The organism is Saccharopolyspora sp. SCSIO 74807 (assembly GCF_037023755.1).
Taxonomy (GTDB): Bacteria; Actinomycetota; Actinomycetes; order Mycobacteriales; family Pseudonocardiaceae; genus Saccharopolyspora_C; species Saccharopolyspora_C galaxeae.
Genome location: NZ_CP146100.1, coordinates 4,648,267 through 4,660,709 on the forward strand (window position 1 = coordinate 4,648,267; position 12,443 = coordinate 4,660,709).

Annotated in this window: 13 protein-coding genes; 6 read left to right on the forward strand and 7 right to left on the reverse strand. The window is 70.0% G+C overall.

Translation table 11 applies throughout. The annotated features are described in order from the left end of the window. Positions 1 to 23: 23 nt before the first annotated feature. On the reverse strand, positions 24 to 1,757 hold the full coding sequence (locus V1457_RS21295; protein WP_338596279.1) for a pyruvate dehydrogenase: 1,734 nt from the start codon (positions 1,755 to 1,757) through the stop codon (positions 24 to 26). A gap of 96 nt (positions 1,758 to 1,853) precedes the next feature. Here V1457_RS21295 and V1457_RS21300 point away from each other — a divergent pair, with 96 nt between their 5' ends. Then, entirely contained in the window at positions 1,854 to 2,768 is a 915-nt protein-coding gene (locus tag V1457_RS21300) for a LysR substrate-binding domain-containing protein (RefSeq protein ID WP_338596281.1), read from the forward strand. Positions 2,769 to 2,869: 101 nt separating this feature from the next. Beyond that, a complete protein-coding gene (locus V1457_RS21305) occupies positions 2,870 to 4,036 on the forward strand; it encodes an erythromycin esterase family protein (protein ID WP_338596282.1) in 1,167 nt (388 codons plus the stop codon). 11 nt (positions 4,037 to 4,047) lie between these two features. Here the strand turns inward: V1457_RS21305 and V1457_RS21310 are convergent, their stop codons facing one another. The 3 genes from V1457_RS21310 to V1457_RS21320 are packed head-to-tail and all read right to left on the reverse strand — an operon-like array spanning position 4,048 to position 6,746. Then, positions 4,048 to 4,845, reverse strand: a complete 798-nt coding sequence (locus V1457_RS21310) for an ABC transporter permease (RefSeq protein WP_374220945.1) — start codon at positions 4,843 to 4,845, stop codon at positions 4,048 to 4,050. A gap of 1 nt (position 4,846) precedes the next feature. Further along, on the reverse strand, positions 4,847 to 5,716 hold the full coding sequence (locus V1457_RS21315; RefSeq protein ID WP_338596284.1) for an ABC transporter ATP-binding protein: 870 nt from the start codon (positions 5,714 to 5,716) through the stop codon (positions 4,847 to 4,849). Positions 5,717 to 5,723: 7 nt separating this feature from the next. Continuing rightward, entirely contained in the window at positions 5,724 to 6,746 is a 1,023-nt protein-coding gene (locus V1457_RS21320; protein ID WP_338596286.1) for an ABC transporter substrate-binding protein, read from the reverse strand. Positions 6,747 to 7,172: 426 nt separating this feature from the next. Here V1457_RS21320 and V1457_RS30650 point away from each other — a divergent pair, with 426 nt between their 5' ends. Both V1457_RS30650 and V1457_RS21325 read left to right on the forward strand, forming a co-directional pair. Then, positions 7,173 to 7,247: a putative leader peptide gene (locus V1457_RS30650; RefSeq protein WP_367269011.1), complete on the forward strand. Its 75-nt coding sequence runs from the start codon at positions 7,173 to 7,175 to the stop codon at positions 7,245 to 7,247. A 152-nt stretch (positions 7,248 to 7,399) separates the two neighbouring features. Next, the gene (locus V1457_RS21325) at positions 7,400 to 7,774 is read left to right on the forward strand and encodes a TauD/TfdA family dioxygenase (RefSeq protein WP_338596288.1); all 375 of its coding nucleotides are present in this window, start codon (positions 7,400 to 7,402) and stop codon (positions 7,772 to 7,774) included. A gap of 47 nt (positions 7,775 to 7,821) precedes the next feature. Here the strand turns inward: V1457_RS21325 and V1457_RS21330 are convergent, their stop codons facing one another. Then, positions 7,822 to 8,601 (reverse strand): transposase family protein, encoded by a 780-nt coding sequence (locus V1457_RS21330; RefSeq protein WP_338596291.1) that lies wholly within the window; start codon positions 8,599 to 8,601, stop codon positions 7,822 to 7,824. A 6-nt stretch (positions 8,602 to 8,607) separates the two neighbouring features. Between V1457_RS21330 and V1457_RS21335 the strand changes: the two genes are divergently transcribed. Both V1457_RS21335 and V1457_RS21340 read left to right on the forward strand, forming a co-directional pair. Then, positions 8,608 to 9,201 carry a TauD/TfdA family dioxygenase gene (locus V1457_RS21335; RefSeq protein ID WP_338596293.1) on the forward strand — a complete coding sequence of 198 codons (594 nt, stop codon included), beginning with the start codon at positions 8,608 to 8,610 and terminating at the stop codon, positions 9,199 to 9,201. A gap of 76 nt (positions 9,202 to 9,277) precedes the next feature. Beyond that, positions 9,278 to 10,606 (forward strand): LLM class flavin-dependent oxidoreductase, encoded by a 1,329-nt coding sequence (locus V1457_RS21340; RefSeq protein WP_338596295.1) that lies wholly within the window; start codon positions 9,278 to 9,280, stop codon positions 10,604 to 10,606. A gap of 56 nt (positions 10,607 to 10,662) precedes the next feature. Here V1457_RS21340 and V1457_RS21345 read toward each other — a convergent pair whose 3' ends face one another. Continuing rightward, entirely contained in the window at positions 10,663 to 10,875 is a 213-nt protein-coding gene (locus tag V1457_RS21345) for a hypothetical protein (RefSeq protein ID WP_295150591.1), read from the reverse strand. Positions 10,876 to 10,954: 79 nt separating this feature from the next. After that, entirely contained in the window at positions 10,955 to 12,424 is a 1,470-nt protein-coding gene (uxaC, locus tag V1457_RS21350) for a glucuronate isomerase (RefSeq protein WP_200070466.1), read from the reverse strand. Positions 12,425 to 12,443: the final 19 nt, after the last annotated feature.

The window sequence follows — 12,443 nt, forward strand, 5'->3', positions numbered from 1 at the left end:
GCGGGCGAGGGCGCCGCATCCGGTCACGGCCGCGGGATGTTGCGCAGGTTGCTGCGCGCCAGGTCGAGCATCTTGCCGACACCGCCGCTGAGCACGGTTTTGCCCGCGGCCAGCGCGAATCCGCGCACCATCTCGCGGCTGATCTTGGGCGGGATGGACAGCGCGTTCGGGTCGGTGACCAGCTCGACCACCGCGGGCCCCGGCTCGGCCAGCGACTTGCTCAGCGCCCCGCGGACGTCGCCGGGCTCGGTCACCCGCCGCGAGCGGATCCCGCAGGCTTCGGCGATGGCGCTGAAGTCGACCGGCGCGTGGTCGGTCTCGTAGTCCGGCAGCCCGTCGACCATCATCTCCAGCTTGACCATGCCGAGGCTGGCGTTGTTGAACAGCACCACCTTCACCGGCAGATCGTAGGCGGCGAGCGTGAGCAGATCGCCCATCAGCATGGCCAGCCCGCCGTCGCCGGAGACCGAGACGACCTGCCTGCCGGGCTCGGCCAGCTGCGCCCCGATCGCGTGCGGCAGCGCGTTGGCCATGCTGCCGTGCCGGAACGAACCGACGACGCGGCGCTTGCCGTTCGGAGTGAAGTACCGGGACGCCCACACGTTGCCCATCCCGGTGTCCACTGTGAACACGGTGTCGTCGGCGGCGACGTCGTCCAATATGGACGCCGCGTACTCCGGGTGGATCGGTTTGTGGTCCTCGATCCTGGTGGTGTAGGCGTCGACGACCTTCTCCAGGGCGCGGGCGTGCTCGTGCAGCGTCCGGTCCAGGAACTCGCGGTCGGTGCGCTGCGCCAGCTTCGGCAGCAGGCCGTCGATCGTCGCCTTGACGTCGCCGTGCACGCCGAGGTCCAGCGTGGTGCGCCGACCCAGCCGCTCCGGATCGATGTCCACCTGCACGGTCCTGGCCTGCGGCAGGAAGTCGTCGTAGGGGAAGTCGGTGCCCAGCAGCACGACCCGGTCGGCTTCGTGCATCGCGTCGTGGCAGGCGCCGTAACCGAGCAGCCCGCTCATGCCGACGTCGTAAGGATTGTCGTGCTGGATCCACTCCTTGCCGCCGAGCGAGTGCCCGACCGGGGCGTTCAGCCGCCCGGCCAGCTGCATTACCTCGTCGTGCGCGTGGGCGCAGCCCGCGCCGCAGAACAGCATGACCTTCTTGCTGTCGTCGAGCAGTCCGGCGAGTTCGTCGAGCTGCTCCTCGCGCGGAACGACGGGCGCCGACGGGGGAAGCGTGACCTGCTCCTGACCGGGGTGTGCGGCCTTCTGCTCGGAGACGTCGCCGGGCAGCGTCAGCACCGACACGCCACCGCGCCCCAGCGCGGTCCGCATCGCGGTGCGCAGCAGCCGCGGCATCTGCCCGGACTGCGACACCAGCTCGCTGAAGTGGCTGCACTCCTGGAACAACCGGTCGGGGTGGGTCTCCTGGAAGAACCCGGTGCCGATCTGCGCGGACGGGATGTGCGAGGCGATGGCCAGCACCGGGGCGCCGCTGCGGTGCGCGTCGTACAAGCCGTTGATCAGGTGCAGGTTGCCCGGGCCGCAACTGCCCGCGCACACCGCCAGCTCGCCGGTGACCTGGGCCTCGGCGGCGGCCGCGAACGCCGCGGTCTCCTCGTGCCGAACGTGGACCCACTCGATCCCGTCGGTGCGGCGCACCGCGTCCACGATCGGATTGAGGCTGTCGCCGACGATGCCGTAGATCCGGCGGACACCTGCGTTGCGCAAGGTGTGCACCAGCTGCTCGGCCACTGTGGTCACGTTCGACCTCCCTCGTTTCCGGTTGCACTTCCAGGCTGCCGCAGTACTCCTGATGCGTCCAATGCCTGGATGTCCTGAGCCTCATGCGGTGGGAGCATGAGTGCCATGGAACTGCAGGTCTTGCGCTACTTCCAGGAGGTCGCCGACGGGGCGACGGTGACCGGCACCGCATCCCGCGCGCACCTCACGCAGTCGGCGTTGTCCCGCGCGCTGGGCCGGCTGGAGCACGACCTCGGCGCGGCGTTGTTCCAGCGGGTCGGCCGGTCGCTGCGGCTGACCACCGCGGGCCGGGTGTTCAAGGAGTACGCGGACACCATCTTGGAGCAGTACGACCGCGCCGGACGAGCCGTCGCCGAAACCGTCGACCCCGAGGCGGGCGTGATCCCGCTGGCGTTCCTGCACACCTTGGGGACCTGGCTGGTTCCGCCGCTGCTGAGCGGTTTCCGCGAGCAGTACCCGCGCACCCGCTTCCAGCTGCGCCAGCACGGCGAGGAGGCGCTGCGCCGCGAGCTGCTGGACGGCACCGCCGACCTGGTGATCACCAGCGGTGATCCGGGCGATCCGCTGATCCGCTGGCAGCGGTTGCTGGTGGAACCGCTGCGGCTGGCCGTCCCGCCGCAGCACCGGCTGGCCCGGCGCAGGCGGGTGCGGCTCGCCGAAGCCGCCGGGGAGACGTTCATCCTGCTGCGCCAGGGGTACGGGCTGCGCGCGCGGACCGAGGACCTGTGCGGGCAGGTCGGTTTCACCCCCGGCATCGGCTTCGAGGGCGAGGAGGTCGACACCCTGCGCGGCCTGGTCACCGCCGGTCTGGGCGTTTCGCTGCTGCCGCTGCCGCAGACGGCCACGGACCCGCCGTCCACGACCGAGCCGCCGACGCCGCACTTGGAGGTCACCGACGTGGAAAGCAGCCGCGACATCGGGTTGGCCTGGCTCGCGGGCCGCGCGCTGCCGCCCGCCTCGGAGCGGTTCCGCGAACACGTGCTCAGCCACCCGGCGCGGGCGATGAGCTGACGGCGGGAGAACTGCTACGAAGTGAGTGAGGGACCGTTCGCCCCACCTCTTCGGTCGAGCGAGTCCTTCGCTCCCATGGATCCCGATGAAGGAGACTGCGCGTGCGCACCATTCGCGATGTTGCTGCACCGTTGCACACGCTCGATCCGGACGCCCCCGATGAGTCCGATCTCGAGGCGTTGCGCGAGGTGGTCGGCGACGCCCGCGTCGTCTGCCTCGGGGAGAGCGCGCACTTCACCTCCGAGTTCGCCCTGCTGCACGACCGGGTGCTGCGGTTCCTGGTCCGCGAACTCGGTTTCTCCGCGTTCGTGCTGGAATCCGGGCTGCCGGAAGGCTTGGCCGTGGACGACTGGGTGCGCGGCGGAGCCGGGGACGTCGCGGAGATCGCCCGCACCGGGATCACCTGGTCGCTCGGCCGTTGCAGCGAGATGCACGACCAGTTGCGCTGGATGCGCGTGCGCAACCGAGCCGCATGCCCAGTGCGCTTCTACGGCATGGACGTGCCCGGTTGGTGCCTGAATCCCGCGCCCGGCGTCGCCGGTTGTCTCGCGCGGATCCCCGCGCGAGCAGGCGACGGCGAGCTGCTGGCCACTGCCGACCTGGGTGCACCCGGTAAAGCACCGGCCCCGGATGCGCCGGGACCTGATACGGCGACAGTCCCGGACGGGCTGGAGCAGCGGATCGACGAACTCGTCGAACGTGCCGAGTCGGCAGCCGACCAACTTGCGCTGCACTGCGCCCGCGGCGCCCGCAGCGTGCTCGAGTTCCGCCGTGGCGGTCTTTATCCCGTGCCCGGGCGCAACCTGCGCAACGAGGTGATGGCCGAGAACCTGCGGTGCATCCTGCAACGCGAGGAGCGCATCGTCGTTGCAGCGCACAACGTGCACCTGCAACGCACGCCCGCCTTCGACGGCACCGCGGCCATCGGCGGCCTGCTGGCTGCCGAGCTCGGCGAGGACCTGGTCGTGATCGGCACGACCCGCGGCCCGGGCATCGTGCCGGACGTCGATCTCGACGCCGAGCCGTCGCAGCGCTTCGCCACACCGGCCGGACGGATCACTCCACCACCGCATTCGCTGGACGCGATCCTGGACACCGCGGGCCTCCCGCACCACCTGGTGGACCTGCGGCGCGCACCCGCGGAGCTGTTCACCGGGGTCACCTGCATGGCCGGGGAGAACCTCCTGGTCGACATCGATCCGCGGCAAGCCTTCGACGCCGTCATCCACGTCCGGCAGATCACGCCAGCCCACGGCACGTCCGATTGAGCCAGCGCCGCTCAGGACCGCCACCGGGACAGGCGGCGTTCCAGGGTCACCAGGGTCTGGTTGAACGCCAGGCCGAGCAGCGAGATCGTGATGATGCCCGCGTACATCTGCGGGACCTGGAAGTTGTATTGCGAGGTGTTGATCAGGTACCCGATACCCGCCTTGGCGCCGACCATTTCGGCCGCGACCAGCACGAGGATCGAGTTCGCCGCGGCGAGCCGGATCCCGGTGAACACCATCGGGACCGCGGCGGGCAGTACGACCTTGGTGAACACCGCCGTCGAGCCGAATCCCAGCGACCGCGCCGATTTGATCAGCAGCGGGTCCACCGTGCGGACCGCGCTGATGGTGTTGAGCAGGATCGGCCAGGTGCAGGCGAACACGATCAGCGCGATCTTCGAGGACTCGCCCAGGCCGAGCAGCAGCACGAACACCGGTAGCAGCGCGAGTGCCGCGGTGTTGCGGAACAGTTCGAGCAGCGGGTTGAGCAGTTCGCCGACCAGCCGGTACCAGCCGATCACGACGCCCAGCGGCACCGCGACGACGATGGCGATGCCGAAGCCCGCGACGGAACGGCCCAGACTCGCCCCGAGGTTCTCCCACAGCTGCCCGTTCGCCGCGAGCTGCACCCACTGTCCCAGTACTTCGCTGAACGGGGGCAGGAAGATGCTGTCGGCCAGCCCGATGCGCGGCGCGAGTTCCCACACCAGCAGGAAAACCACGATCGCCGCCGAGGACTTCAGCACGCGCTCGGCGACGTGCCGCGCCGGAATCGCCGACGTGGCACCGGAAGTGGCGGGCGGTGCGATGCTAGCCAATCGAGATCACCTCGGGGTCTTGGTCGTTCGACGGCGCGTCCTGCGATTCCCGCGCGGCCGCGCGCTCGGCTTGCTGCGCGCGGTCCACTTCGGACCTAAGCAGACTCCACACGTGATGCCGGTAGTGCGCGAACTCGGGCGAGGAGCGGATGTCCGCCCGTTCGGTGCGCTCGCCGAGGTCGATGTCGACGACGTCCTTGACCGTTCCCGGCCGCGAGGTCAGCACCGCCACCCGCTGCCCGAGGTGCACCGCCTCGTCGATGCCGTGCGTGATGAACACGATGGTCTTGCCGGTGCGTTGCCACAGCCGCAGCAGCTCGTCCTGCAGGGTTTCCCGCGTCTGCGCGTCGAGGGCGGCGAACGGCTCGTCCATCAGCAGCACGTCCGGGTCGAAGGCGAGGCTGCGCGCGATCGCGACGCGCTGCTTCATCCCGCCGGAGAGCTCGTGCGGGTAGCGGTCGGCGAACCCGGACAGGCCGACCAGGTCCAGGTGTTCCCGCGCGCGTTCGCGGCGCTGCGCGGCGGGCACCTTCTTCGCCTCCAACCCGAATTCCACATTGGACTGGGCGGTGCGCCACGGCAGCAGCGCGTACTGCTGGAACACGACACCTCGGTTGAGCCCCGGCCCGGTGATCGGCGTGCCGTCCAGCAGGATCCGCCCGGTAGTCGGTGCGTCCAGCCCGCCCAGCAGGTCCAGCAACGTCGATTTGCCGGACCCGCTCGGCCCGACGATCACGGCTAGTTCGCCGGAGCGGATCCGCAGGTTCACGTCCTGCAGCGCGGTGAGCTCGCCGTCCGGCGCACCTCTGCCCCCGCGCACGGGGAAAGTGCGGGACACGCCCTCGAAACTGATCTCGGCCATGGTCTCCTCAGTTCTGCGCGCTCGCGCGGAACGGGTTGAATTCGTTGGTGTAGAGCCCGCGGACGTCGACCGCGCCCGGGGCGACTCGCCCGCTGGTGGTCAGCCGATCCAGCCACGTGGTGAACTCGCGGTCCTGGATCAGCCCGCCGGGGCTGGGAATTCCAGTGGAACGCCAGTAGGACACGGTGCTGAGGTCCTCGTTCCGGCCGCGTCTGCGGATGATGTCGGAGTAGCGGGCCACGACCTCGTCGCGCGGCCGGGTCTGCGCCCAGTGGACCGCGTTCGCGGTGCCCGTGACCAGTTGGCGAGTGGTTTCCGGGTTCCGCTCGATGAACTCGTCCCGCAGGACGTAGCAACCGGCCGTGAACGCGCCCAACATGCCGAAGTCGCTGAACACCGACCGCAGGCCGCCGTGCGCGAGCGCCTTCTCGCGCTTGACGTCGGACAGCGACGAAACGTCGAGCTGGCCGGACCGCAACGCCTGCTCGGCACTCACCGGCGGAACCACCACCAGCTGCACCGAGTCGACCTCGTCCTGGGTGAGGCCGCCGCGCTCCAGGTAGATCGCGAGCACGTCCTCGTAGTGCGCTCCGAGCGTGTTCACGCCGACCTTCTTGTCGATGAAATCGCGCGGCCCGCGGATCGGGCTGCGCTGCATGGCGTAGTAGCCGCCGTAGCTGAGGGCGTCGGCACCGTAGTAACCCACGACCGCGGTGATGGGTGCCCCCGCGGCGGCGAGCCGCACGATGGCTCCGTTGAAGGCACCGCCGATGTCGGTGTCGCCGGTGACGGTGGCCTGGATGTCCTGCGGACCGCTGGTGGTGTTGCCGATCCACTCCAGCCGGACGTCCCCGAGCAGTCCGAGATCTTCGGCCAGTTCCGGGTAGAGGACTTCGCCGCTCCAGCCTTGGTAGCGGATCACGTTCGTCCGCGGGGAAGCGCTGCTGTGCGCGCATCCACTGAGGACGGAGGTGGTGGCGAGGCCGGACAAGCCGCGCAGGACGGCTCGTCGATCGATCGTGCTGGACACGGTGAACTCGCTTTCGCGGGCACTTCGCGGCAGGGCGCGGTGCGGGGCGGAGGTGCTGCGGACGGCGCAGGCCGCAGCGAGCTGAAGACGACCGCCGGGACGGCGGTCAGTGCGGGGCAGCGGTGGTGGTCAGCGGCAGCTGACGCGCGTGCGGTGACACGAGGCGCTGCTCGCGCGGTGACACTGGGCGCTGTTGGCGCGGTGACACGGCGCGCTGCTCCCGTGGCGACACCGGGCGCTGTTCGCGCGGCAGCAGTCCACGCAACGGCGCCGCACCAGAACGAGCCCTGCTGACATGGCGGAGATGCAATCCGCTCCGCCCGGCGGGCGTCAAGCTCGCGATCGAATCCACCCGGAGGTTTCCGAATGCCGGGACGACGCCGGGCGTGATTGACCGGTCGTTGCGGACGTGCTTGCATCCAGCTCATGCGGCCGTTGCTGGTGTTCCGCGAGCACATCGACCTGGTGCGCGTCGCGTCCGCGGTCTGTCACCGCGGCTGAGCCCGCTCGCCTGAACCTTCGCCGCACGAGCCGACAGTGCCGTGCGTGCACGCTTTCAGTCCTTTGTGGATTTCCCAACCTGCGCCCTGCGCGAGTCGCCTCCGCGGGACGCGATCGCCTTTCAAGACACATCTCCAGCCAGGAGGCGGAACATGACAAACGAGAACTTGAAGTCGGACGTGCTGCGCGTCGCAGGACGCATCGGAGCCGAGATCACCGGTGTGCAGCTGGCCGACCGGCTTTCCGAAGAGACCGTCGCGCACATCCGGAACGCCCTGCTGCAGCACAAAGTCGTCTTCTTCCGGGGGCAGCACGGGCTCACCGACGACGAGCAGGTCGAGTTCGCCGCGCGGCTCGGCACCGTGACCACCGCTCACCCCACGGTCCCGGGCGAAGAGCACGCCGCGCACGTGCTCCCGCTGGACGCCGACCGCGGCGCGCGGGCGAATTCCTGGCACACCGACGTCACGTTCGTCGAGAATCCGCCCGCGTTCTCCGTGTTGCGGGCCGTGACCGTGCCTCCCTAAATGATGTCTCGTAACTGATCTTGTGGTTGGTGTGGTGCGGGGTTGCTTCAGCCGGTGAGGGCGAGGTTGCGGAGATGGGCGATTCCGGAGGCGGTGTCGGCGAGGGTGGCCGCGGCGCGTCGGTAGTCGCGGAGGATTTTCCAGGTCTTCATGCCTGCCAGGGCGTGCTCGACGCGGGCGCGGATCTGGCGGTGCTCGCCGTTGATTTTTTCCTGCCATGGCGGCAAATCGTGGTCGCCAGGGTGATTCCGGTAGGGCATGATCACCCCATGGTTGCCGCGGTAGCCGCCGTCGGCCATCACCGGGCGAGCAGCCAATTTCTGGTCCATGCCGGATTCCCGGTAGGCGGTGGTGTCGTTGCGGTTGCCGGGTTGCGGCTCGCTGGTGGCGATGACCAGGCGACTGTCAGCATCGATCGCGACCTGCAGGTTCGTGGAGTACCGGTAGTTCTTCGACGGCGCGGCCACTCGCCGGTCGCGGGTGGGTACCAGGGTGCCGTCCACGATCGCGACCTGATCGGTGCGGCGCTTGCGCACCGGGGCCAGCGCCAGCAACGGGCCGAGGGAGTCGATCACACGGTGGGCAGCCGCGTGCGAGATTCCGAACAGCGGGCCGATCTGGCGCATCGTCAGGTTCGTGCGCCAGTACACCGCCACCAGCAACACCCGGTCCTCCAGCCGCAGCCTCCACTGCCGACCCGGACGTCCATCCGCGATCGCCTCCCCACCACGGGCAGCGACCGTGCCCACCAGCTTCCGGAACTGCCGTGGTTCCAACCCCGTGAACGGGGCAATCCACTCCGACCCAGCCGCCGAGATCACCTGCATCCACCCATGATCAACGATCAGCACACGACCACAACCACCGGGTTACGAGACAACGTTTACGGCGGCGACACGGTGTGGGCGAACACCGTGGCGGCCTACGAAGGGCTCACCCCCGAGTTGCAAGAGCTCGCGGGGCGGCTCCGGGCGTTGCACTCGAACGCCTACGACTACGCGGCGAAACGCCCCAACCCGACCGACGCCGAGCAGGAGCGGCACAAGCAGTTCGTCTCGACGGTCTACGACACCGAGCATCCGGTGGTGCGGGTGCACCCCGAAACGGGAGAACGTTCGCTGCTGCTCGGGCATTTCGTGCAGCGGTTCCTCGGATTCGGCAAGTCGGACACGGCGCGGCTGTTCGACCTGCTGCAATCGCACGTGACCCAGCTGGAGAACACCGTCCGGTGGCGGTGGGCTCCCGGCGACGTGGCGATCTGGGACAACCGCGCCACCCAGCACTACGCGGTCGACGACTACGGCGAGCTGGCGCGCAAGGTCAGCCGGGTCACCGTCGCCGGTGATGTGCCGGTGGACGTCGAGGGCGGGCGCAGCGTGGCGCGCCGCGGCGACGCCGCGGCCTACTCCGCGGGCAGCGCGGCGTAGCGCGCCGGCTTCCCTTAGTCCACTGAGGACCGGTCCTGGTCCGCGAGACGCGAAGGATCCCGATGTCGCAACGCCGTTGCACCTGAACGCCTTCCTGATGAACGCAGGTCACCACGAAGCCGCCTGGCGCCTGCCGGAGAGCGACCCGTTCGCGGCGACCCGCCTGGACCATTACGTGCACCTGGCGCAGGCCGCCGAGCGCGGCACGTTCGACTCGCTGTTCCTCGCCGACAGCCCGGTGCTGCGCGCCGACGTGGGCCAGCGCCCGGCGGTCGCGCTGGAACCGACCCTGCTGCTGACCGCGCTCGCCTCGGCCACCAGCCGGATCGGGCTCATCGCCACCGCGTCGACGACCTACGAACAGCCGTACAACCTCGCGCGGAGGTTCTCGGCGCTGGACCACCTCAGCGGTGGCCGCGCGGGCTGGAACATCGTCACGAACGCGACGGTCGAGGCGGCGCGGAACTTCAGCTTCGACGACTTGCCCGCGCACGACCTGCGCTACCGCCGCGCGGCGGAGTTCGTCGAGGTCGCGAGCAAGCTCTGGGACAGCTGGGAGGACGACGCGCAGGTCGGGGACAAGGACGGTGTGTGGGCGGACGCCGCGAAGGTGCACCCGATCCGGCATCGCGGCGAGTTCTTCGGCGTCGACGGACCGTTGAACGCACCGAGATCGCCGCAGGGCCGTCCGCTGCTGGTGCAGGCAGGATCGTCGGAGGACGGCAAGGACCTCGCTGCCCGCTACGCCGAGGCGGTGTTCACCGCACAGCAGACGTTGAACGACGGCAAGGCCTTCTACGCGGACTTGAAGCAACGCGCCGCCGAGCGCGGCCGGGAACCGGACGAGATCAAGATCCTGCCCGGCATCGTCCCGGTGATCGGTTCGACCGAGTCGGAGGCGCAGCGCAAGGATTCCGAGCTGACCGAGCGCATCGTGCACGGCTACGCCCTCGCACGGCTGGCCGACACGCTGGGGATCGAACTCGGTGAGCGGGACCTGGACCGGCCGCTGCCGGACGACCTGCCGGGCGAGGAGCGGATCGAGACCGCCAAGAGCCGCTACGCGCTCGTCGTCGACCTGGCACGCCGGGAGAAGTTGACCGTGCGCCAGATCATCCACCGCCTCGGCGGCGGGCGCGGGCACCGCACGTTCACCGGCACGCCGGAGCAGGTCGCGGACACCATCGAGCACTGGTTCACCGCGGGCGCCGCCGACGGGTTCAACATCATGCCCGCGGTGCTGCCGTCCGGATTGGACGAGTTCGTGGACCACGTCGTGCCGATCCTGCGGGCGCGCGGCCTGTTCCGTTCCGACTACGGCGGAAGCACCCTGCGTGAGCACTACGGCCTGGCCCGCCCGGCGAACCGGTTCGCGGCCGGAGAAGGCACCGCATTGCCGCGTTGAACTTCGACCGCGCTACCTACCCGCGCCACCAGGTGTATCCACAGTAGACGATCGGGTCAGGAAGGCACGACCGGTGCCACGTAACCGTCCGAGGCCGCGGTCCAGTCGGCACTGCGGGTCCACCCTGCGGTGCGGAGCCGTTCGTCCGCCTGTTCCGGTCCGGGCTGCCCGGCGGACAGCTCGAGCTCGACGACCGGGCTTCCCCGGTCGTCCCGGACGGTCACCGTCGGCGTCGGTCCGGTGTTGTTGAAATGCGCGTTGTTCGCCATCGTCGCTCACCCCGTGCAGTCGGTCCTGGAACTGCTGTACCCGTCGAGGCGGCCGGGCATGCTCGCCGAGCGGGTGCGGTCAGAGCCGGAACGCGATGCGCGGCTGGCGGTCGTTGAGGTCGTGGATGATCCGGGCCGCATCCTGCTCGCTGAGCACGTGTTCGGCCACGAGCCCGGCCAGGTGCGCGGCGTCGACCCGCCGTGCGGTGTCGTGCCGGGCCGGGATGGAGCAGAACCCGCGGGTGTCGTCGATGAACCCGGCGTTGCGGTGGAACCCGGCCGTTTCGGTGACGGCGTCGCGGAACCGCCGCATCGCCCGCGGCGCGTCCAGGAACCACCACGGTGCACCCAGGTACACCGATGGGTAGAAGCCGGCCAGCGGCGCGAGTTCGCGGGAGAAGACGGTCTCGTCGAGGGTGCACAGCACGGTTCGGAACCGGGGGTGGGTGCCGAACCGGGACAGCATCGGTCGCAGCGCTTCGGTGTACTCGGCGCGCATCGGGATGTCGTGGCCGGTGTCGGCGCCGAACCGGCGGAACGTCTCCGGGTGGTGATTGCGCATGCTGCCGGTGTGCAGCGCCATCACCAAACCGTCCTCAGTGGACATCCGGGCCATTTCGCCGAGCAGTTGGCGGGAAAGCCGCCGCGCTTCGCCGGGATCGGCCCGTCCGGCGCGGACTCGGCGGAACAACCCGGATGCCTCGTCGGTGTCCAGGAACTCCATTCCCGCGTCTGGCGCGCTGTGGTCGGTGGCCGTCGCGCCGTTGGCCCGGAAGAACTCCCGGCGTTCTTCCAGTGCGCGGATCAATCCCGCGTAGTCACCGGTGTCGATGCCGCTGGCAGCAGCGAGGCGGTCGAGGGACTGCGGCCAGTCCGCCCGGGTGGCGTCGAGATAGGCGTCCGGGCGGAACGTCGGCACCACCCGCCCGGACCAGCTGGGATCGGCGGCCAGTGCGCGGTGGTGGCGCAGCTCGTCGGCGGGATCGTCGGTGGTGGCCAGCACCTCGATGCCGAAGGACTCGAACAGTGCGCGGGGGCGGAACTCCGGTTCGCGGAGTCGGGCGGACAGTTCGTCGAACAGCTCGTCGGCGGTTTCGGCCGAGGGCTGCAGCCTCGCTCCCAGCACGTCGTGCAGCTCCGCCTCCAGCCATTGCCGGGAGGCCGTGCCCAGCAACAGCGGCCAATGCGCGCAGAACGTCCGCCACACCTCGCGCGGCTCGGCGGGGGCGGAACCGTCGCGGTCGGCCAGCCCGAGCCGCCGCATCGGCACGCCGTGCGCGTGCAGCAGGCGGGTCACGTAGTGATCGGGTGTCACCAGCAGGGCGGCGGGATCGCCGAACGGGCGGTCCGCGGCCAGCAACTCCGGATCGACGTGCCCGTGCGGGCTCAGCAGCGGAAGCTCCCGCACGCTGTCGTAGAGGCGGCGGGCGATGCCGCGCTGCCCGGGATCGGGCGGTAGCAGCCGATCGGGATGCGGCTGCAGGGGCGCGCGACCGCCGTAGCGGGCGGCGAGGTCGGATCCGGTGCTCGAGGTGCTGCCGCCGTCCATGCCGCACAGCTTCGCCGCC